16 protein-coding genes are annotated in these 23615 nt (G+C 34.3%); 8 read left to right on the top strand and 8 right to left on the bottom strand.

The annotated features are described in order from the left end of the window. Positions 1-96: 96 nt before the first annotated feature. From SOM12_RS07240 to SOM12_RS07230, 3 genes are read right to left on the bottom strand one after another with little or no spacing between them, the layout of a single operon-like run. Positions 97-996 (bottom strand): glucosaminidase domain-containing protein, encoded by a 900-nt coding sequence (locus SOM12_RS07240; protein WP_320492908.1) that lies wholly within the window; start codon positions 994-996, stop codon positions 97-99. After that, positions 989-1897, bottom strand: coding sequence for a 1-aminocyclopropane-1-carboxylate deaminase/D-cysteine desulfhydrase (locus SOM12_RS07235; protein WP_320492907.1), 909 nt, complete (start codon positions 1895-1897; stop codon positions 989-991). Before SOM12_RS07235 ends, SOM12_RS07240 begins: the two co-directional genes overlap by 8 nt. Beyond that, positions 1894-2229, bottom strand: coding sequence for a hypothetical protein (locus SOM12_RS07230; protein WP_095928731.1), 336 nt, complete (start codon positions 2227-2229; stop codon positions 1894-1896). Before SOM12_RS07230 ends, SOM12_RS07235 begins: the two co-directional genes overlap by 4 nt. A gap of 115 nt (positions 2230-2344) precedes the next feature. On the opposite strand from SOM12_RS07230, the gene SOM12_RS07225 reads away from it, so the two are divergent. The 5 genes from SOM12_RS07225 (at position 2345) to ilvA (ending at position 8158) form a co-directional block, all read left to right on the top strand. After that, a complete protein-coding gene (locus SOM12_RS07225; protein ID WP_095928730.1) occupies positions 2345-2524 on the top strand; it encodes a DUF5522 domain-containing protein in 180 nt (59 codons plus the stop codon). A gap of 11 nt (positions 2525-2535) precedes the next feature. Continuing rightward, on the top strand, positions 2536-3510 hold the full coding sequence (locus SOM12_RS07220; protein ID WP_095928729.1) for a 2-hydroxyacid dehydrogenase: 975 nt from the start codon (positions 2536-2538) through the stop codon (positions 3508-3510). Between the two features lie 456 nt (positions 3511-3966). After that, a complete protein-coding gene (locus SOM12_RS07215; protein WP_320492906.1) occupies positions 3967-5943 on the top strand; it encodes a urocanate hydratase in 1977 nt (658 codons plus the stop codon). Between the two features lie 104 nt (positions 5944-6047). Then, on the top strand, positions 6048-6587 hold the full coding sequence (locus SOM12_RS07210; RefSeq protein ID WP_095928727.1) for a DUF4136 domain-containing protein: 540 nt from the start codon (positions 6048-6050) through the stop codon (positions 6585-6587). A 326-nt stretch (positions 6588-6913) separates the two neighbouring features. Further along, entirely contained in the window at positions 6914-8158 is a 1245-nt protein-coding gene (gene ilvA / locus SOM12_RS07205; RefSeq protein WP_095928815.1) for a threonine ammonia-lyase IlvA, read from the top strand. A gap of 80 nt (positions 8159-8238) precedes the next feature. On the opposite strand, the gene SOM12_RS07200 is transcribed toward ilvA, so the two are convergent. Continuing rightward, entirely contained in the window at positions 8239-10650 is a 2412-nt protein-coding gene (locus SOM12_RS07200; RefSeq protein ID WP_320492905.1) for an RICIN domain-containing protein, read from the bottom strand. 375 nt (positions 10651-11025) lie between these two features. Between SOM12_RS07200 and SOM12_RS07195 the strand changes: the two genes are divergently transcribed. The 3 genes from SOM12_RS07195 to SOM12_RS07185 all read left to right on the top strand — a co-directional run bounded on the left by SOM12_RS07195 (position 11026) and on the right by SOM12_RS07185 (position 13848). Beyond that, positions 11026-11436: a group III truncated hemoglobin gene (locus tag SOM12_RS07195; protein WP_095928725.1), complete on the top strand. Its 411-nt coding sequence runs from the start codon at positions 11026-11028 to the stop codon at positions 11434-11436. 76 nt (positions 11437-11512) lie between these two features. Further along, entirely contained in the window at positions 11513-11953 is a 441-nt protein-coding gene (locus tag SOM12_RS07190; protein ID WP_095928724.1) for a hypothetical protein, read from the top strand. 137 nt (positions 11954-12090) lie between these two features. Beyond that, positions 12091-13848, top strand: a complete 1758-nt coding sequence (locus SOM12_RS07185) for an aromatic amino acid hydroxylase (RefSeq protein WP_095928723.1) — start codon at positions 12091-12093, stop codon at positions 13846-13848. 306 nt (positions 13849-14154) lie between these two features. Here SOM12_RS07185 and SOM12_RS07180 read toward each other — a convergent pair whose 3' ends face one another. The 4 genes from SOM12_RS07180 to SOM12_RS07165 all read right to left on the bottom strand — a co-directional run bounded on the left by SOM12_RS07180 (position 14155) and on the right by SOM12_RS07165 (position 23537). Next, a complete protein-coding gene (locus tag SOM12_RS07180; RefSeq protein ID WP_320492904.1) occupies positions 14155-14784 on the bottom strand; it encodes a DUF4230 domain-containing protein in 630 nt (209 codons plus the stop codon). A gap of 208 nt (positions 14785-14992) precedes the next feature. Next, a complete protein-coding gene (locus SOM12_RS07175) occupies positions 14993-17305 on the bottom strand; it encodes a BamA/TamA family outer membrane protein (protein ID WP_320492903.1) in 2313 nt (770 codons plus the stop codon). After that, positions 17289-22400, bottom strand: coding sequence for a translocation/assembly module TamB domain-containing protein (locus SOM12_RS07170; RefSeq protein WP_320492902.1), 5112 nt, complete (start codon positions 22398-22400; stop codon positions 17289-17291). Before SOM12_RS07170 ends, SOM12_RS07175 begins: the two co-directional genes overlap by 17 nt. A gap of 180 nt (positions 22401-22580) precedes the next feature. Continuing rightward, positions 22581-23537, bottom strand: coding sequence for a GSCFA domain-containing protein (locus tag SOM12_RS07165; RefSeq protein ID WP_320492901.1), 957 nt, complete (start codon positions 23535-23537; stop codon positions 22581-22583). Between the last annotated feature and the right edge of the window lie 78 nt (positions 23538-23615).

The following is a 23615-nucleotide window of genomic DNA, read 5'->3' as shown; positions in this document are numbered from 1 at the left end:
TTAGATTAAAACTGAAAACCTATTTTAATTTCTAGATTAATTTCAACAGAACTGAAAACTGCCAATGAGACTGAACACTAAAAACTGACCACTTAATTACTTAACCTTAAGTCTCTGTCCAATTGAAATAGCATTATCCGTTAGATTATTTTTTCTTTTTAAATCCTCAACCAATAAATTGAATTTCTTTGAAATGGAATACAATGTATCTCCTTTTTGAACCTCATATAAATTCGGATCGTATTGATTCATATTGATCTTTGGATCAGAAGCGACATCATAAGATGATTTTTTTGGTGGAGCCGAAGTATTTATCGGAACATAGTTTCTTCCTGTAACCTGACAATCATATTGATGCAGATTATAACGTTCGATATAACTAATCAACTTATCTGGATATTTCGGATCTGTTGCATAACCTGCTGCTCTCAATCCTTTTGCCCAAGATTTATAATCGTCTTTTTCGTAAGTGAATAAAGTTGCATATCGCTTTTTTCCAACCAAAAATAAAGCATGATCTCTATACGATTCTGATGCCTGAGGATATTTTCTAAAACATTCCTGAGCCGAATCATCATCATGGCGAACACTTTCTCCTAACCAATCATTATGACATTTTATACCAAAATGATTATTAGCATCTACAGCCAAATCACCTCTACCTGCACCCGATTCCAAAATTCCCTGCGCCAAAATAATACTCGCCGGAATTCCGTAGGTTTTCATGTTTCCCATTGCAATATCTTTGTAAAGCAACACATAATTACTAATCAAATCGCTGGTAACAACTGTTTTGGAAGTAGATTGAATAACCTCAGTTGTATTATTTGTAGAAGGATAATTTTTACCGATTGGCTTAACAGGAGTACTTCTTTTTGTCGCTGCCGTTCGAGTTTGAACTGCTGCCGCTTTTTTAGTCGTCGCGATAGCAGGCTTACTAGAAGAGCAGCTTGCTAAAGCTAATATTAAGAGAAGTAATACAATTTTTTTAATCATTAGTTTTTAGTATTGGTAATTTCTTCTTCTTCAACTTTATATTCATTCCATCAATTCCCTGCAATCCGCCTGTGTGAATGAGTAGAATTTTTGAATGTGCAGGAAAATAATTTTTGCTGATTAAATCTATAACGCCAAAAACCATCTTTCCTGTATAAATTGGATCTAAGGGTACTTTATTTTCTTCAAAAAAAGCATTAATAAATTCGATTAATTCTAAATTTATCTTTCCATAACCTCCAAAATGATAGTCAGAAATTAAATTCCAGTTATCTTTTTTTGCAAAAATACGAATTTCATCGGTTAAAAAGTCACCTTTTAACGCTCGAAAGCCCAAAATTTTCTGGTTTTGCAACGAACTATTAATTAATCCCGAAATCGTACCACCTGTTCCAACTGCGCAACATACGTAATTAAAAACCGAATCTTCTTCGGTTAAAATCTCTTCGCAGCCTTTTACTGCCAATTCGTTTGTACCTCCTTCTGGAACCAAATAAAAATCGCCAAATTTATCTTTCAACTTTTCTATAAAAGATTTTTCACCTTTCAAACGATAATCTTCTCTTGAAACAAATTCAAATTGCATTCCGTTTTCTTGGGCAAATTTCAAAGTTGGATTCTCTTCTATTTTATCTAAAAGTTCATCCCCTCGAATTATTCCGATGGTTTTGAAGCCTTGTTCTTTTCCCGCATAAGCAACTGCTGCAATATGATTGGAAAATGCTCCGCCAAAAGTCAGTAAAGTGGTTTTATTTTCGGCTTTCGCCTGAAGTAAATTGTATTTCAGTTTTCTAAATTTATTCCCCGAAACAAAAGGATGAATGAGATCTTCACGCTTTATAGTCAACGAAATATCATTCGGAAATTGAATATTGATGGATTGATTGAAAACTGGATTCATTTTAATTTAATGTAATGTAGAAACTGGAAAAAAGATCTATTTTTCAGATAATTTAAATCGGTTTCTTTTGTGTAAGCTTCTCTTTCAAAACTAATATTTCGATACGCTAGATCTTTGTTTTTGTATTGAATTAAACGAATTAAAAATTCCAGAACATACCAAATAAAGAATGGCAGAACTAGCATTTCTAGCTGTTGCCTCAAATGTATTTTTTCATGATTTACAAAAGTCCCGTTTGCTTTATCAAAATCATATTTAACTAAAACGAAAGGAAATAAAGTCATTCCTCGATACCCTTTCGGAATTAAATATTTAGCAACAATCAGAAACATTGGCTGTAAAATTTATAAATTTGTAGCTATAAAATTGTTCGATTTCAATAAAATCATAATCAAATATTTATATTTTTGATTTTAGTTTATCCGAAAAAGAACCCGAAGCAGATTTATGAAAGAGCAAAGTAATGAAAATAAATTAATCGAAGGCGAAGATTTTTACTATACGCCCGAAGGTTACAAATGCTTTACTGAAAAACATCATTTAAAACGTGGTTATTGTTGCAAAAGCGGTTGTCGCCACTGTCCGTACGGATATGATAAAAAAACAGGAAGAATAAATAAAAATTAGAATACCACAGGATGAAGGTTTTTATCAATAAAAATATACCAGAAGATGGCATTAAATTGCTTCAAGACAAAGGCATTACCTTTACAATAAATCCAACAGAAAATGCATTGTCAAGAGAAGAGTTTATAAAAATCTGTCAAGAACATGATGCGTTGCTGAATGTTGGCACAAACAAGTTTGATGAAGATTTTTTTCAGCAATGTCCCAATTTAAAAGGAATTGCTTTGTTTTCTGTCGGATTTGATTCTGTCAATATTCCATCGGCAAACAGCAGAAAAATTCCTGTTGGAAATACGCCCGATGTTTTAAGCAGAGCGACATCGGATGTTGCTTTTTTATTGATGCAAAGTGTTGCGAGAAAGTCATTTTTCAATCATAAAAGAATTTTAAATAATGATTGGGGAAGTTTTGACCCTTTGGCCAATTTAGGACAGGAACTTTACGGTAAAACGCTGGGAATTTTCGGTTTGGGAAGAATTGGTTTTGAAATGGCTAAAAAATGTAAGGCCGCATTCGGAATGAACATAATTTACCACAATCGTTCTCATAATGAAATTGCCGAAAAAGAATTGGATGCGAAATATGTAGATTTTGAAACGTTACTTGCAGAAAGTGATGTTTTGAGTGTTCATTCGAATTATACAGAAGAAAATAACGAAATTTTCAATAAAAATGCTTTTGCTAAAATGAAATCTAATTCGATTTTCATCAACACGGCAAGAGGAAAATTTCATAATGAAAATGATTTATTTGAGGCGCTAACGAATAGTATAATCTGGGGCGCAGGATTGGATGTTACCAATCCTGAACCAATGAAATCAGATAATCCGTTATTATCACTTCCTAATTGTTGCATTTTACCACATATTGGCTCTGCAACTTATGAAGCTAGAAATGCAATGGCGATTTGCGCAGCTCAAAATATTATTGCGCTTTTTGAAAATAAAAAAATGCCGTTTTGTGTTAATGAGGAAGTTTATATTTAAAATTCCAATTTTTTAAATTCCAAATTCCAATTTAAAATCAACAATCTAAAATCTAAAATTATAAATGGATATTCGTTCAAGAAAGTTTAAGATTACGATTTACAAATCGTATCATAGGTCGGATATCCGTTATCCCTAGCTCTTTTTAATTAGAAAATGTGACAATTTGCCAATGAGGCAATTTGAAAATGAGGTAATTAAAATAAATTTTAAATTCCAATTTCATCGGCTAATATTTTGCTTCTCTGGAGCTTTTATATTGGGGTTACTGTTTTTCTATAAATATTTCGCATTTGCAAGTCTTTATTTTATCAGCTCCAGAAGAGCTAAATATTTATAGAACAAATTAACCGTCAGTCACATTTAAGCCCCAGCGGGGCGGCATAATTAAAAAAACAAAAATTAATCTGTTGTTAATCTAACCGCAATATCTTAGCAACTTAGCATCTCTAAAAAATGACTTTCAAAGAACAAATACAACAAGGAATACCTTCTATACTACCATCAAAACAGGCTTACGATCTAGCAATTAATCATGCTCCGAAACGAAAAGAAATTCTTTCGGCAGAAGAAAAAAAGTTGGCGCTGAAAAATGCTTTACGTTATTTCGATCCAAAACATCACGCCGAATTACTTCCTGAATTCTCAGAAGAATTAGAAAAATACGGCCGTATTTATATGTATCGTCTTCGTCCAGATTACAAAATGTATGCAAGACCAATTGACGAATATCCAGGAAAATCATTGCAAGCGAAAGCGATTATGCATATGATTCAGAACAACTTGGATTATGCAGTGGCACAACACCCGCATGAATTGATTACGTATGGAGGAAATGGAGCCGTTTTCCAAAACTGGGCTCAGTATTTATTGACGATGCAATATTTGTCTGAAATGACAGATGAACAAACTTTAACCATGTATTCTGGGCATCCGATGGGATTGTTTCCTTCGCATAAAGAAGCGCCAAGAGTTGTGGTTACCAACGGAATGGTGATTCCGAATTACTCGAAACCTGACGATTGGGAAAAAATGAATGCGTTAGGAGTTTCTCAATACGGACAAATGACGGCTGGAAGTTATATGTACATTGGCCCTCAAGGAATTGTACACGGAACGACAATTACGGTTTTAAATGGTTTTAGAAAAATAAAACAAAATCCTGAAGGAAGTTTATTTGTAACTTCTGGTCTTGGTGGAATGTCGGGGGCACAGCCAAAAGCAGGAAATATTGCAGGTTGCATTACGGTTTGTGCTGAGGTAAATCCGAAAATTACTAAAATCCGTCACGAACAAGGATGGATTAATGAAGTGGTAACTTCTACAGACGAATTGGTTGCCAGAGTAACTTTAGCGAAAGCGAATAAAGAAACCGTTTCGATTGCATATTTAGGAAATGTGGTTGATGTTTGGGAACGTTTTGATCAGGAAAACATCAAAATTGATTTAGGTTCAGACCAGACTTCACTTCATAATCCGTGGGCTGGTGGTTATTATCCAGTTGGAATTTCTTTTGAAGAAGCCAATGATTTGATGGCCAATAATCCAGAATTATTTAAAGAAAAAGTTCAGGAAACCTTACGCCGTCACGCAGATGCTATTAACAAACACACCGCAAAAGGAACTTACTTTTTTGATTACGGAAATGCCTTTTTATTAGAAGCTTCTCGTGCAGGAGCCGATGTAATGGCCGAAAATAATATCGATTTTAAATATCCAAGTTACGTTCAGGATATTATGGGCCCAATGTGTTTTGATTATGGATTTGGTCCTTTCCGTTGGGTTTGTACTTCAGGTAAACCTGAAGATTTATTAAAAACAGATGCGATTGCTTGCGAAGTTTTGGAAAAAATGGCTGAAACTGCTCCAAATGAAATTCAGCAACAAATGCAGGATAATATTAAATGGATTAAAGGCGCACAGGAAAATAAATTGGTTGTAGGTTCACAGGCTCGAATCTTGTATGCTGACGCTGAAGGCAGAATTAAAATTGCTGAAGCTTTTAATCAGGCAATTGCAAAAGGTGAAATTGGCGCGGTTGTTTTAGGACGCGATCATCACGATGTTTCAGGAACTGATTCTCCTTATAGAGAGACTTCCAACATCTACGACGGATCTCGCTTTACAGCCGATATGGCAATTCATAACGTAATTGGAGACAGCTTTAGAGGAGCAACTTGGGTCTCTATTCATAATGGAGGCGGAGTTGGCTGGGGCGAGGTTATAAACGGCGGATTTGGTATGGTTCTTGATGGTTCTACAGAGGCTTCAAAACGTTTAGCATCAATGCTTTTCTGGGATGTTAACAACGGAATTTCAAGAAGAAGCTGGGCTCGAAATGAAGGTGCTGTTTTTGCCATAAAAAGAGCCATGGAAGTTGAACCTTTATTAAAAGTGACTTTACCTAATTTAGTTGACGAAAGTTTGCTTTAAAATAACATAATGTCATACTGAGCGAAATCGAGGGCTTACAGAAATGAAAGGACTTTCACTCGCTCAGTTTGACAAACTTAAAAAGAACATTAATTCTTAGATATATGAAAACACTTAAGTTAATTCCGTTTTTGTTACTGCTGATACTTACTTCTTGCAGTACTGTGACTGTTTATTCTGATTATGACAAAACTGTCGATTTTGCGCCGTATAAAACATACGCTTACTTTAAGCCCGGAATTGACAAGGTTGAAATATCAGACTTAGACAAAAGAAGAATTTTACGCGCTATTGATGATCAAATGCAAGCTAAAGGATTTACAAAAAGTGACAATCCTGATTTACTGATCAATATTTTTACAAAATCCAGAGAGCAAGTAGATGTAAACCAATTTAGTGCTGGCTGGGGTTACGGCTGGGGCTGGGGTTGGAATCCTTATATGATGTATGGTGGTAACCAGACTACCGTGTCTACTTCTACTGAAGGGACTTTATACATTGATTTGATCGATGCTAAAAAGAAAGAAATGATCTGGCAAGGTGAAGGTGTTGGAACTTTGACAAGAAACATCGATAAAAAAGATGAGAAAATTGCTGAGTTTGTAGGCAAAATTTTAGCTCAATATCCGCCAGTTAAAAAATAGTTTTCAGTCTCAATTGGTAGTTCTCAGCTTTTATAAAACTTTAAATAGTTGTGAACTTTCCAGAAATAATTAATACATTTGTTACTCAATCAGCTAAAAAAATGAAAAACTTTAACAACATTATTATCGCTATTATTAGCATTATTGCAATTCAGCAGTAATGGCGAGGTGTTATATAAGTTTGTAAAATATAATTTATAGAAACCTCCCAATTGGGAGGTTTTTTTATTTTAAAAATAATTTTAAACAGCCACGAATTCACGAATTTATATGTTCAAAGATTATCAAAAATAATTCGTGAATTCGTGGCAAAAAAACAAATTCTCATGAGTTTATTTAACGAAGTACTTAATGCCCAAAAGCAGCTTGAAAATGTAGTTGCCGCAACGCCTCTAACCCAAAATTTGAATCTTTCAGACGAATTTGAATCTACTATTTTATTAAAAAGAGAAGATTTGCAAATTGTTCGTTCGTATAAAATTCGGGGTGCTTACAATAAGATTTCTTCGTTAAATGAAAAAGAAAAAGCAAACGGAATTGTTTGTGCCAGCGCAGGAAATCATGCTCAAGGTGTTGCCTATTCTTGCAATCTTTTAAAGATTCAAGGCAAAATTTATATGCCCAAAACAACTCCGAAACAAAAAGTAAAACAAGTTCAGTTATTCGGAAAATCGTTTGTAGAAATTGTTTTAACTGGAGATACTTTTGATGACGCTTATGCTTCTGCAACTGCTGATGCTATCAAAAATCATAAAACATTTATCCACCCTTTTGATGATGAAAAAGTAATTGCTGGACAAGGAACTGTTGGGTTAGAAATCTTAGAAAGTTGTAAAGAACCTATCGATTATGTTTTTGTTCCAATCGGAGGCGGCGGATTGGCTTCGGGCTTGTCTGAGGTTTTTAAGCATTTAAGTCCGCATACCAAAATAATTGGAGTTGAACCAAAAGGCGCTCCTTCGATGAAAACTTCGATTGAAGAAAACAAAAATACGGCACTAAAAACAATTGACAAATTTGTAGATGGAGCTGCTGTAAAACAAGTTGGAGATAAAACTTTTGAAATCTGCCGTTATAATCTGGAAGATATAATTTTGGTTCCCGAAGGAAAAGTCTGCACTACAATTTTAAGATTGTATAATGAAGAAGCAATGGTTGTTGAACCAGCAGGAGCATTAACAATTGCAGCTTTAGATTTTTATGCAGCTAAAATTAAAGGAAAAAATGTAGTTTGTATTGTAAGCGGAAGCAATAATGACATTGAAAGAACTGCCGAAATAAAAGAGCGCTCTCTACTTTATGAAGGTTTGATGCATTATTTTATGATTCAGTTTCCACAGCGTCCGGGAGCTTTAAAAGAATTTGTCAATAATATTTTAGGGCCTGATGACGACATCACGTATTTTCAGTTTGCTAAGAAAAACAGTCGAGAAGTTGGTTCTGTTGTCGTTGGTTTAGAATTGAAAAACAAAAATGACATTATGCCTATTAAAATAAAAATGACCGAAAATGGTTTTGAGTTTCAATACTTAAATGATAATCAAGATCTGTTTACACAATTGATCGGATAAATAAAAAATAAAGGCTGTCAGATGGGATGACAGCCTTTTCACATTCAATACAAATTACTAATTGAATTGTGGATTGTAAATTATTGCTTCAAGATTTTTTTCGAATAAGAGCCTTTATTGTCGCTCACTTTTACCACGTAAACTCCTTTTGGTAATCGAGAAATTTCAATTTCAGCTTGATTTCCTTTTATAAATTTTACATTTTTCTTTAAAACAGGTTGCCCAGTGATATTGAAAATCTGTACATCTGCATCTCCCTCATGATTCGTATCGATTTTTAAAGAATCATCTGTTTCATCGACAAAAATCATCATATCATTTGAACTTGTATTTTCAACAGCTGGTTGAGCTAAAGCGCTTTTTGCTGTAGAAGATTCAACCTGCACCAACTGCCACTGCTGATTTAGACCTCCGGTATAAGCCCAAACTTGAATATTAGCGCCATTTGCTGTCGAAACATTTTCTACATCAAGCGATTTACCGCTGTTTACGTTTATAATTTTGTAATATCCTGTTCCAAGATTGGTTACCGTCCATTTGAATTCATTTGAAGATGAAAAAGTTTTCTGCTGTACTTTTAATCCATCTCCGGTTCCGTTATTTTCAACCGCCAAATACATTCCGGTCGATTTTACGATGATGTAATAATTACCGCTTCCGTCAGAAACAAACTTCCAGCGTTGGTTACTCCCTCCTCCATTTGTAATATCATATTGTTGAATTCTGCTTCCGCTTGTTGTAGCATTATCTGCAACATCTAAACCTTTATTACTGTTTCTTGAAATAATGTTATAATATCCCGGAAAACCTGTTGAACCAGCTGTTACAGTAATTGCACTAGTTGCGGTTTTTGCTCCGTCAACCGTAGTCGCTGTAATAGTGGCATTTCCTGCAGCGATGGCAGCAACCAATCCGTTTGAGTTTACTGTTGCAACAGATGTATTGCTAGAGCTCCAATTAACTGCTGTATTGGTAGCATTGCTTGGAGAAACTGTCGCTGTCAATTGCTGTGACTGACCCGCTGTAAGTGTTGCGGAAGTCGGACTTACACCAACTCCTGTAACCGCAACTGGATTTGATGCTCCCCAAGTAAAAGTAACTGCAGAAGAAGCGGGAACTGCATAATTAAATGCTGACGATCCTGAAACTACTTTTATCGTATTTGATGATCCTCCTGAATTATAAATTACTAGTGCGGTTGAACCATCAGGATTTTTAAATGCAACTGAAGAAATAGTGCCACTTGTGCTTGAAGAACCAATTCGCACAGCACCTGGTTTAACATATTTAGAAATTTGACCAATAATATAATAGGCTACATTTTTAGTGTAGCTTGTACTATTATTAACTGTAATCGCACCTAAACAAGTGGTACACCCACCTGGAGTACGCGGACCATAGCTTGGATTATTGGCAGCATTCCATTCTAAAACTGTTTTCGACCAGTTTGTTGTACTTCCAATTACAACATTTTGCATATGCCAGCCAAAATCACCGCTAAAACTTCCGCCTGCACCAGTGTATTGTTCTGTAAAATAAACATTTTTGTTGGTTTGATTTTTTACAGTCGACATTGCTGCAATATTTCCTAAATACAAGTGAAATGCTGCTCCGTCAACATAAGAACTATTATTTAAAACATCAATCGGGTAAGCTGTATTATCGCAATTGTGGTCAAAAGCAATAATTTTGATGTTGCCATAACCTGCTGCTGCCATTTGAGGCCCAAGCTGTTGATTGATAAAATTCTTTTGTTCTGTAGAATTCATCAGCATGCTTGGTTCGTTGTTTGGATTTTCCGGTTCATTTTGCGGTGTAATTCCCCAAATATTAATACCTTGTGCTTTCATAGCATCAAAATATTTTACGAAGTATTTCGCATACGCCGCATAATATTGTGTTTGCAACGAACCTCCAACCCAAGAACCATTGGTTTTCATCCATCGTGGTGCCGACCAAGGGGTTGCTAAGATTTTGATGTTAGGATTAATCAGTAAGATTTTTTTAATGATCGGAACTAAATAAGTTAAATCTGGTCCGTTCAAACTGAAATTGTTCATATTTGTATCGCCTGAAGTTTCGTTGTAACTGTAAGAAGAACTGCTTAAATCTGAAGCGGCAATACTGATACGAACGACGCTTGCATTTAATCCTGTTGTTGGATTATACAAATCATTCAACAATTGATTTTGCTGAGTGGCAGCCATTCCAGCAATGACTTCGCAGCTTCCTTCGGTAAGGGTATAACCAAACCCATCCATGGTTTGATACGTTGTTCCTGCATTTACAGTTACCGTAGAAGGATTGATTCCTGAATTGGTTCCAAAACTTACTGTTGCCTGCTGTTGTAATAGTTTCGTTTGATCTCCTGTGGTCATCCACGGAGTTACCGTCTGAGCATTTAAGCTGTTCATGAATAAAAGCGTACCGCAACATAATAGTTTCAACGCTTTACTTACCCGAATTGTAGGTGTTTGAGTAGTTTTGTGCATTCTTTTGTGGTTTTGGTTTGATAATTAGTTTTTTCTTATTTATTCAGTTTTATTTTACTAAAACAGCACAATATTATGAGTATTTTTGCAATATTGTTATTTTTAATACTTTACAAATACACATCAAATTAAAAAAACTGATATAACAAAAACGCATCTAATCGTTTTTCAAAACACTGAAAAACAATATTTTAAAAAATTAAAAATCATAAAAAACTTACCTATTAAAATCGAAATAACTCATCATAAAATAAAAAATCTATACAATTCCTTACAAAATGCCATTTTACGAGCAAATAAAGGGCATATGACAATTATCAGGGACATAAAAGAAAGATATATTGTATTTTTGTAGTTTACTTAAAATACAATAAAATGACAGCTTTAAAAGATATTTCGACAATAGAAGACATTCAGCAAATGGTTAATAGCTTTTATGCAAATGTTAGAAAGGACGATTTAATCGGGCCGATATTTAATGATAAACTACAAGATCGCTGGGAACCTCATCTTCAAAAAATGTACAACTTTTGGCAGACAATTCTGTTTGATGTTCGTGCTTACTCTGGAACACCTTTTCCTCCTCATAAACAATTACCAGTAGACAAAACGCACTTTGACCGTTGGATCGATATTTTTAATTCGACAATCGATTCGCAATTTGCAGGACCAATAACCGAAGAAGCCAAAATGCGCGCTACTAATATGGCTTTTATGTTTAGCCATAAAATTGAGTATTTTAGAAATGTAGAAAATGAAATGAGAAATGCAATAAAAAAATCTTAAAAAAATTCCTTCAATTAAAAAGCAGAACTTTATATTTGATAAAATGAATTAAACCCAAATCTACATTCTTTTATTTATGAAAAAAGTTATTTTCTTTATTGCAATCTGTTTCTCATTTTTAAACCAATTATCAGCACAAACACCAGCTTCTAATTTATACAAAGGAACTGTCGACGGAAAAACCCCGATTACACTTTACATTCAGACATCAGAAAATCAATGCAATGCCGATTTAAGCTATGCGGCAATGTATCGTTACAATAAATCAAAAAATTGGATTCAAATTTATCCTACTCAAAACAAAAAGAAAGAAAATGAGTTTGTTATGGTTGAACACAATTTCAGTGGTGTTTTAATTTTACAGAAAAGCGGAAATACTTTCACTGGTTTATGGATTAGCCCTGATGCTAAAAAACAATTGAAAGTAGAGGTAAAAGAAACTCCAATGACCAAAAAAGAGATTGAAAACTATCAACAAACGATGGAAAGAGTAAGTTTTGATAATAACGACTGCTAAAATCGCATTTATTTCAGCTCTTTAAAAATCTACAAAAATGCAATAAAAGTCAATTTCGAATAAAAATTTTGCGATGGATGATAAAAAATCGAGTCTTAAATTCGTAATTTTACATTTTAATCTACAACGTTTTCGAAATGAATCCAAATATTGAAACCAATCCGTTATTAGAGAGATTGCCGAAGCATTTACAGCAATTTATCAAACCTCAAGATTATAGTGACTACACTCCTATCAATCAAGCGGTTTGGCGATATGTTATGCGCAAAAATGTAGATTATCTTTCTAAAGTGGCGCATCATTCTTATCTAGAAGGTTTACGTAAAACAGGAATCGAAATTGATTCTATTCCGAGCATGTACGGCATGAACCGAATTCTAAGTGAAATTGGGTGGGCTGCGGTTGCAGTTGATGGCTTTATTCCGCCAAATGCTTTTATGGAATTTCAAGCCTATAACGTTTTGGTTATTGCTTCAGACATTAGACAATTAGAACATATTGAATATACTCCTGCTCCAGACATCATTCACGAAGGTGCTGGTCACGCTCCTATTATTGCCAATCCAGAATATGCGGAATATTTGAGACGTTTTGGCGAAATTGGCTGTAAAGCGATTTCTTCTCATAAAGATTATCAAATGTATGAAGCGATTCGTCTGCTTTCTATTTTAAAAGAAGCAGAAGATACGCCACAAGAAAAAATCGATGAAGCCGAAAAAGCGGTTGCCGATTTGCAAAACAACATGGGCGAATTATCTGAAATGGCTCAAATTCGAAACCTACACTGGTGGACCGTTGAATACGGTTTGATTGGAACGGTTGAAAATCCAAAAATTTATGGCGCAGGATTACTTTCTTCTATTGGAGAAAGCGCTTGGTGTATGACAGATAATGTGAAGAAAATCCCTTATGATATTTCTGCTGCCAATCAGAATTTTGATATTACACAATTGCAACCTCAGCTATATGTAACTCCAAATTTTTCTTATTTGAGTTTGATTTTGGAAGAATTTGCTAATAAAATGGCTTTACGAACTGGAGGTTTATCTGGTATTCAGAAACTGATTCAATCGAATGCTTTAGGAACAATCGAATTAAGTACAGGTTTACAAATTTCTGGAGTTTTTACCAATGTAATTGAAGAAGAAGGAAAACCTGTATACATCCAAACAACTGGAAAAACAGCTCTTTCTTACCGCGAAAAAGAATTAGTTGGTCATGGAACTTTAACGCATCCTCATGGATTTGGAAGTCCGATCGGGAAACTGAAAGGCTTTAATCTGGCGATTGAAGATATGAGTCCGAAGGATTTACAGGCTTACAGTATTGTAGAAAACGAAACTGTAAAACTGGAATTTGAAGGCAATATTATTGTGGAGGGCGAAATTATTACGGGTTCTAGAAACTTACATGGAGAAATCATTCTGATCAGTTTTAAAAATTGTACCGTTACTCACGGAGAAACTATTTTGTTTCAACCTGAATGGGGCAATTACGATATGGCAATTGGTAAAAAAGTGATTTCTGCATTCTCTGGCCCAGCCGATGTGAATAGTTTTGATTTAATTAATATTGTTCCTTCAACAAAAACGATTAAAGCGAAACATACTGACGAGCGTGATGAATTGGAAGTTTTATATGCTACAGTTAGAAACATAAGAAATAATAAAGACTCTAAATCGGAATTGAAATCGGTCTTTGAAAAAGTCAAAAGCAATCATTCAAATGACTGGCTGTTAAATATTGAAATTGCCGAGCTTTTGAAAGATTCAGATGAGAAACAGCTTTTGCAAGAAGTTTTGGTATATCTGGATCAATTGAAAGAAAGACGTCCCGAAATTGCGCATTTAATTTCTGGTGGATTGGATTTGATTTTTGATCGTTCTATTGCTTGATTTGCTAGAAAGGCACTAAGGCGCGAAGGTTTTTATTAAGTAAATAACATAATATTTGTCATTTCGACGAAGGAGAAATCTCCGCAAGTAACTCAGCAACGAAAAACCAATCTTTGTCGAGCTTCTCGTGGAGATTTGCTTCGCCTGTTCGCTATCGCTCGAGTCTCCTTCGTCGAAATGGCAAGATTCCTGAAAGTCTGTGTATGAAAACTATCCAAGAATTTGGTATTAAATCATTTTAATCCTTTAATCTGTGGCAAAAATTCTTTGCGACTCTGCGTCTTTGCGAGATTCTTTTTTACAACTTTACAACTTCAAATCCTGAGTCAGCTCCGTTTCAGACTCGATAGTTTTTCCGTTGTATTCTAGTTTCCAGCCCATTGAATTGGTCATGATTAAAATCTTAGACAATTCGCTTATTAATCGGTTTTGGGCGTTGGTTTTTAGGGTAGATTTTTCGATTTTCTTAGCCAGATTGGCTTTTACCGATTTGTTGATTTTATTGTAATCGTCGCCCGTAAACGGATTCAGTTTACTTTGTTCAACATCATAAAACTGAATATCTGGGTTTATGGTAATTTCTTCTTTTGGAATATTTAAAATCGTAATGGTTTTATTTTTTTCGTCAATATCATATTTCATCTGATGCAGATCGTAAGCAACCGTCACATTTGCATTGACTACAATAAGCGCTTTTTTCTCAAAAGAAATCATGTCCATCAAATATTTCTGCTGATTTTTATAGGTAATGACTTCTGAAAAATGCCCTTCGGTTACCACCAATTTCCCAACGTTAAGAATCTGCTGCTGAATTAGATTGGTATTGTACTGAATATCTGAATCGTCTTCTTTTTTGAACTGGCAATATTTAAACCCCAGAACAATTATTAAAACAATAACACCAACACCTATAATTCTTTTAATCAAGTTTTGCATTCTTCTAAAATATTTTAGACCAATTTACTCCTTTTTTTAGTTTTTTTTGCCACGAATTCACGAATTTTCGCTAATCTATGTGGATACTAATAATTGAATTTCACAAATTAAAATTTGTGAAATTGAAAAATTTTATAGACAAAGAAATTAGCGAAAATTCGTGAATTGCTTCGCCTGTTCGCTATCGCTCGAGTCGTGGCTAATAAACCTAGAAAGGATATCCGATAGCGATATTCAAAATGAGATTATCTTTTCTCCACGAGCTGCTTCCAAAATTAATATCGTCAATTACCCATCTTTGTCCGTCTGGCAAGGCAGGATTTCGAAGCGGAATGGCCAAATCTGTTCTTAAAACTAAAAACGATAAATCGAAACGTAAACCTGCTCCTGCTCCAATTGCAATTTCTTTCATAAAATCTTTTGAGATTTCGGCACCAGCTTTGTTCGGATCAGCATGCAGCAACCAAATGTTTCCAGCATCTAAAAACACCGCACCTCTAACAATACTAAATAGCTTTGCACGATATTCGGTATTAAATTCCAACTTCAAATCGGCTGATTGATCTGGTGTATAATTATCAGTTGTTTCTGGTGGAATAACGTAACTTCCCGGCCCTAAAGTTCGTGCTCTAAACGCTCGAATACTATTTGTTCCTCCTACAACAAACTGTTTGGATGCTGGAAGCGTATTCGAATTCCCGTAAGCAAATCCAGCTCCAACAATCAATCTGCTGGCTAATTCGCTTTCTTTTCCGAGTTTTAAATAATGTCTAAAATCGGATCTGATTTTTACATATTGGCTAAACGGGACATCAAATATAGTTTTAACCTTATTTGGATAATCTGCCCCTGTAATCAATCCGGTAAGATTTCCCGCCAAATCCAATTCGCCATTAAAATAGATTGTGTTTTTTCGGCGCTTTTGCATCGTATTGGTATACGTATAATTGTACGTTGGCCCAAAAATCAGCTGTTTTTCGATTACTTTTCCTAATGCCGGATCTTTATCGATATCAGCTAGATATTCTGGCGTAACATGATTCGGACTCACATAAGTCACATCTATAATATTTAACTGATGTTCTTTACGAATGTTTTCTTTCCACAAATATCCAAACGAAGTATTAAAAGAATTCAAGGCATACAACTGCGTTCGTTTTTGATATTCGTAACGAATAGTTGCTTTAGTCCTCGGTACATATTCGCTATTGCCTTCAATATTAAAAGGAGTAATAAATCTAGGCCAGGTCAAGCTGACTTCGCCTCCAAGCTTATAAATATTTTTCCCTTTATTTACACCTCCAAGCTGAAAATCGGCACCACCAAAAATTGAAGCGGTAAACAATTCTGCACCACGCAAAAAGTTTCTGTTGTTCCAGTTTAAATTTAATTCGGTACCGGTATAACTTGCTGAATTGGTTTTCCCGATAACTTCAACACGAATAAACTTTTTAGGCAAAAGTGTTAGGTAATAATACGAATCTAAAGCATTGTCTATACTGTCTGAAGGCTTAAATTCATTTTTGACAAAACTGAAAGTTCCTAAATTCACAAAACGATTCAAAGTCAAATTATGATCGGTTCGGTTGTATAAATCCCCTTTTTTGAAATAGATTGTTCTGTCGTAAACTCTTGGCTTAAACGTTTCTGCCGTATCAATAATGGTAAAATCTTTGTACTGCGTAATATTCTTTTTTCTGTAAACCATGCTGTCGTTTCCCAGAGAATAATTGGGATAAACAAAAATGTTATTTATGGTATAAGCTCTTAATGCTTTTACAGGAGTTTCATCTTTAATAACCAATCTAATTTTTACTTCATGATCGCCTTTACTGCTGTCTACTTTCGCCAGAAGATAATCTGGATTAAAATAGTAATACCCTTTTTCTTTCAGTCTGGCATCAATACGTTCCCGTTCTGCTTTTATAACATCCAAATCATACGGCTTGCCCACTTTGAGCAAACTGCGTCTACTTGATCTTGCAATTATTTTTGACATCTTTAAAGAGTCATCTGGAAATGTGACGCTTTTAATAATATATTGCTTTTTTGGAACCACAGTATATTCTGCCGTTACTCTCTTGTTACTTACAGTAGAATCGGCGCTGACACGAGTTTTAAAATAACCTCTATTTTCAGTAAAATTTCGCAGCACTGAAGCATTATAATCTAAATCGACTTTACTAAAAAGCACTGGCTCTTCTCCAACTTTGTTGCGAAGCCAATATCTAAATCCTTTATCTTTTTTGGGTTCCCCAGCAATATTATAAAACCATAATTTTGGACGTAACCCTAAAAACGTTTTATTTGGTTTTGGACGAAGAAGACCTTCCAACTCGGTTTGTAGCGCTTTTCTATCTTTCTTTTTCATGATAGAATCTTTCACTTTCACCGAACCGCCTGTATAAAGCAAGTCCCCTTCTGGAAGATATTTTGTATTACTGCATCCTAAAGCAAAAAATAAGGAAAGCAGCGCGATATACTTTAAATATATATTTCTATGATTAAGTCTTTTGCTCATTTCCTTCAATTGTTTTTTCGTCTTCGTTCTCTTGCAATTTTTCCTTTTCCTTCTGCTCTTTCTTTTTTTGTTTCTCTTTTTCCTTGCGGATTTTTTCTTCTCGAATTAATTCTTTTTCTTTTTCAGTACGATGGAAAAGTTCTCTAAATTTATTGTAACTCATCGTGATAATAAAAGCAACACCTGTTTCTACAACCTGCCCTTCGACTGCCACTTGATATTGATTTTTTCTGTAGGCACGAACCATATAACGGCCGTCTTTTGTCAATTGATAATCTAAAGCGACATCACCAGCAATATTGGTGCTTTCTTCATTGGCGCGTTCTGCACCTTCTACTCCAAAACTGCTTCCAACCGTTACTTTTAATCTGTCATCCAACAGTTTTTTAGAAACCTCCACATTCAAATCGGTTCTATTTTGCATCGTCCCAGACGTGTAATCTTCAGACGATTCTAAATCGAAATTGACTTCAACTCCTGTGATTAATTCTCCTGCCAGATTATTCAATTGTTGCGAAAGTATTTTACTTACACTTTGTCTCGCCATGGTTTCAGCACTTATACCCCCACTTTGACTCGCAAACGGATTTTCGCCTACAAAACGGTTTAATAATAAAAGGGCAAAAACCTGTTTATTCAATTCTGCGGGATCTTGTTCTAACTGTTTCAACTTGGTTTGCGTCATTGTAACTACATCTGTAGAAACATTATAATTTCCATCCGGCAATACAATTCCAAAAGAAATTTCAGGTTTCATCAATTCGCCGTTCATTTTCAATAAAGTCTGAAACGGAAGTTTTTGTTTGTAAGTGTTTTGTACCGCCTGAGTCTCACTTTGTAATTGTTTTCCAAGTAAATCAATCGGTGCCGCATCAACTTTATAAATAGCCGTAATATTGACATTTGCCATTGTGGGTTCACCATTCCAGGTAATAAAACTGCCTTTCTGAATATCAAATTTCCTTTTGATTCCATTAAAATTCATTTCATAAGCTCCGTCCGAAAACTCGTATTTCCCAGTTAGAGTTGTTTTTCCAGATTGATCAATTCCTCCAACTAATTCCGCTTCCCCTTTCAAGTTCAAATAATCTCCGTTTGCTTTATCAATCAGCAACGTTAATTCGGCTTCTTTATCAATTGTAATAGCAACATTCACATCCATTCCTTTCAGTTCCGATTGATCTAATTTATTTTGAAGATCAACTGTTTGTTTGAGGTACATATTGTCTTCATCAACAAACTCTACAATTCCCTCACGATCTGCAATAGAAGGATCTGATTGTGGCATCACCACCGTAAACTTGGTTTCTTTATTGATTTTTAGCGTTCCATCAACAACCGGACTATCCAAGTTTCCTTTTATATTCAATTTGGTATCTAAGAATAAATCTCCATAGAACAAATCGTTGTCTTTTGCTTTTGAATGAATGGCTCTAAAATCGTCTGCTTCAACTAGCAAATTGAAATTGTATTTCACAAAGTCTGGAGACTGAATGGTTCCGTTTACGTACAATTCGTTGTCATTCTCATCAAAAAGAGAGAATTTATCAAATGAGATCGTTTCATTGCTAAAAGTGATTTTCTCATTTTTAGTTTTAAAGTACGAATTGAGCTGTGTTACCCTAAAACCAGCATCATTAAAATTCAATTCTCCATTAATTTTTGGAGCAGAAGTGTTTCCTGTAAGCTTAAAATTCCCTGATAAAAAGCCTTGTCCTTCAGTAATATTACCCATGCTAAAACCTTGGATGCTTTTGATGTTTAACTTATTAATAGCCACATCAAAATCAAAATTCCCAGTATCCATCAAATAATCTCCTGTTAGCTTCAAATCATTTCCTTCGTCACTTAAAGCTACATTTGCAGCAAGCGTATTTGCTGTTTTATTGTCAACTTTTATTTCTAAGTCACCGACTTTTGAACCTTTAAAAGTAAAATCATCAATTTTTAAGTCAGAAGTAAAAGTCGGGTTTGTCATCACATTTTCAACCAATGCATTTCCGTTTATCAACCCTTGCATAAGCAATTCGTCTTTTTTAACCATATTCATAATGGTTTCTATTTTGAAATTAACAAAATCGACTTGCAACGGCGCATTGTCCTGTGTTCCTTGCGATTGAATTTTTAACTCATTTCCGTTATTATTCAAATTGAATTTATCGACATAAAGTCTTTTTTCTCCAAACTCAATCTTGTTTTCTGGATCTACATTCCATTTATCATAATTTAAAATAAAGTTTTCAGCATCCAGTTTTACAATGTTTTTTGAATCTTCAGCCTTAAATTCACCTGCTATAAAATATTGCTGTTTCTCTTTGGCATCTTTTACTTCAAGAGCATAAGTCAAAATATTATTCTGCACATTTCCTGATAAACTTGTAAACGGAATTTTAAGCGAACCGCTTTCAATTGTTGCCACAGAAATCGAGTACTCTAAAGCATTTTCTTTGGCTTCGATGTTTATTTTCCCGTCCGAAATGGTATTGCCTCCATAAACAATTCTTGGAATGGTTCCTTTTACAGTCAAAGAATCTGTCTGATTATTATAATTTCCTGTTATGCTAAAAGGTTCTAAGCCTGTTAATTTTGGCAATAATTTTAAAAGCACAGGATCATTGTCGACTTTCAAAGTAAAGGCTAATCTCTGTTCATCTGATTCTGCATTAACCTTTGGATTTTTTAGATCAATATATTTTGATAATGATTTTTGAATCGAATTTGCCAGTGTCGTGAGTTTGTATTTTCCTGTTACTTCGGCTTTTAAAAATTGAGACGAAATTTTAATCGAATTGCTGTCTTTGTCTGCAAAAGCCAAAAGACGAATTGAATCTAAAACAATCGGTTCGGCATCTTGCAAAATCTGAATGTTCGAAAGAAATACTTTTCCGTTCAGAAAATCTGGATTGCTATTGGTTATATCGGCATCGACATTTCCGCGAAGTTTCATTGGTCCTGCATGCAGATTTAGTTTTTCTAAATCGGCAATATCCAAATTTAGTTTCAGTTTTACGGTTGGATATTTCTCTTTTGTATCGCCTGAAGCTGTTAAATTGAAATTCAAATTAGGATCTTCCATTCCTGATTTTACCGCAAAAGAACCGTTTTCGATATTTCCTTTCAGCGTTAAATCTTTATAGGTATATTTATTAAAAATCGCTTTCTGAACAATTCCGTCAACAAAAGCATTTGCCGTTTTCGGATCTAAACCGTTTCCTTTTACTTTCGCTTTAAGCGTAATTTTTCCGATGGAGTCGTTTTTAATTAATCGCCCCAAATCGAATTCCTGCAGAGAAACGTTTGCATCATATTTTTCTCTTTTCTTAATGCGCTGATCGAATAACGCATCAACTTTTGCATTTCCGAAACTGCTGTTTAAAGCCAGATTCGTTTTAAAATTTTGAACTGAACCTTTAAATTTTCCTTGCAAACTTAACTGTGACGGAAGTTGAATATTTTTCGGAATTGTTCCCGCAGGCACAAACAGGTTAATGTCTTTTGAAGTACTCGAAATCTTCTTGATATTTAAATCATAATACGCTTTTTGAGCATCCGGAAGCCCAGCGATTTTCCCAGAAAGCGAAACTTTTGTCGTTCCTATTCCGCTCATTTCAAATTTCGAAATAGTCAAATCTTTTACTTTTCCGCTCACGCGACTGTCTACATACAAAATCGCATTTGGATTGCTTTTAAACGGATTTGTTTTCTGCAAATCTGGAACAAACAAGAGAATGTCTTTAAAACCAATTTTTGATTGTTTTAAATTAGCATCAATTGCCAGATTTCCTAAATCTTTCTGAAGCGATTCAAGTGATTTATATTGCGCCTTAACTTTATCTTGAACAAGAGTTTGTGGCGTTTTTAAATATAAATTCTCTAAAGAAGCATTTTTTGGACCGTAAAAGAAATCGGTTTTGAAAGCCTGAATCTGCAAACCGCTTTTTTCGTTAACAGTCAATGTTTTAATATTTCCAGAAATGGTATCATTTCCATAATATAATTTCTCGGCTTTAAAATTAAATCTACTCAAATCAAGATGCGCATAATCCAATCCTTTTGTTTTCGGTTTGGACTGCATATCATCAAATTTAAAAGCAATGTTTTCTAGATTGGTTTCGTTCAATTTTACTTTCCAGCCTACTTGCTTTATGGCTGTGGTATCTAAGTTGGGTGCGTCAATTTGCTTGTCTTTTGCTCCCAATCGCAGATTTCCGCTTAGATTTTTTACTTCGAAAGTATCAAAATCCAAAAGCTGTTTGTTCAGGTCAATTTCGTTTACAGCTAAATTTAAGTTGCCTAAACGAATGCCAGAATTGAGTTTTGAATCTTTATTATCGTATAAAATATCGATTTTAGACAACGCTATTTTATCTAATGCCAATTTAAAGTCTGGACGCTTCGAAATTGTATCAACCGTTTTTACTGAAACTTCAGCAATTTTCTCGACTACATCCTGATCTAAAATCACCTTCAATCCGTTTAAATTGATTGTCGGAATATTAAAATCCATCTGATCCAAATCAAATTTTTTGAATTTGGTATCAAAATGAGTCAGGTTTACACGAATGTCATTTTTAGCGAAATCATCCTTAAAGTTAAATTTAACTTGATCGAGGTTTACTTTTACAACCGAAATTTTGAAAGGCTTTGCATTAGGATCTTCAACTTTTGGTTCTTTTGATTCGAATGCTTTTATGATATAATCGAAATTGAAAACGCCTTGTTTGTTTCTGGAAATATTGGCTTTTACATTTTCAAGCGAAACCGAATTGATTTCGAGTTCACTGCTAACGAGTTTAAAAAGGTCAACATCAACCTCTAATCGTTTACCAGCCAGCAAAGTATCTTTTTTTTGATCTTCAAAATAAAAACCTTCCAGAACTACATCTTTGGGGAATTTTATCGAAATATGATCTAATGAAACTTTAGTTTTTATCTTGCCCTGAAGATAAGTAATCGCTTTGTCCTTAACGAAATTTTGTACCGAAGGAACCTGAATTAGAATAATAAGAAGTAATAAAAGTGCAACTACAGAAACCACGCACCACATAAGGATACGAAGTGTTTTTTTAAGAAAATAAACAGGTTTCTTATTCATACGTCAATAAAATCGGATTAGATTAAAATTGCTTCTGAAAAAAGCAGAGTTACACATTTTACAAAAATGTAAAATTTAAACCTTAACAATTTACACAATTATGAGGAATTATTCTAAAATTTTATTGTCGTTTTTGCCATAAAGGCGCTAAGTCATGAAGTTCTTTTTAAATAACTATAGTTAGAATTTGATATGAGAAATCTTTTCTTGTAAGAGGTTTATCTTTTGCTGGAGTTGGGCCAAGAATTTTTGATGCTGTTCAGATTCTGGATTAAAGCTTCTGTGGCGAAGACTTTTCTGGATTTCATCAACTTCCTGCATTGTTGTCAAACTTTCCTGAGAAATGTAATTTTCGCTGAAAAGCTTCCAGATATAATCGATCGCAATTTGATTGGGATGTAGCATATCTTCATTATAAAAACGATAGTCGCGAAGTTCATCCATCATGATTTCATACGAAGGAAAGTATTCAGTGTTCCGTTTTAAGTGTTCGGTTTTCAACACAAAATGCAAGGCTGTAAATAAATGAGACTTGCTTAATTGATTTTCTACGAAACCATCTTTTATGTGTCGCACCGGAGAAATCGTAAAAATGAAATGGATGCTTGGATTTAAAGACTGAATTAAATTGATTGTATTTTGAATGCTTTTCTGAATCACTTCAACCGATAATAATTCTTTCGAAAATTGTTTTTGAGGCACTTTGTGGCAATTAGCAACAACTTCGTCTTTTTCTAGATTTCTATAAATCCATGAAGTTCCAAAAGTGATGATAATATGAGTGGCTTCTTTTAATTGTTTGTTCGTTTCTAAAATTGCTTTGTTTAAAGTTTCAAGCAATTCTTGTCGGTCGGCATTACTTAAATCAGAATGCACATCAAAAGAATGCCAGCGTTCGTTATGAAAGAAAACGTCTTTTTCTTCAAACCATTGTTCTTTACAAATTCGTTCAAATAATTTTTCTATAGAGACCGAATTAAATATAATTCCAAACGGATTTGTTTCATTCTGAAATTTAAAATAATCGAATTTCTCCGCCATATTCTCAGCAAAGCAAGAACCTATAGAAAGTATTTTCGAATTATAATCGATTGGCGAATTACTTTTTGAAATAGGGATTTGTGTTCTGAATTGCATGACTTAAACATTTTAAACAAATTTCGATTATTTTTAGCAATAAAAAAAGCCAGATAAATCTGGCTCTATAGGTAAAAA

Origin of the sequence: Flavobacterium sp. CFBP9031, assembly GCF_034044945.1 — a bacterium.
In the GTDB taxonomy this organism is placed as follows: Bacteria; Bacteroidota; Bacteroidia; order Flavobacteriales; family Flavobacteriaceae; genus Flavobacterium.
This window is presented reverse-complemented; position numbering and strand designations above follow the sequence as displayed.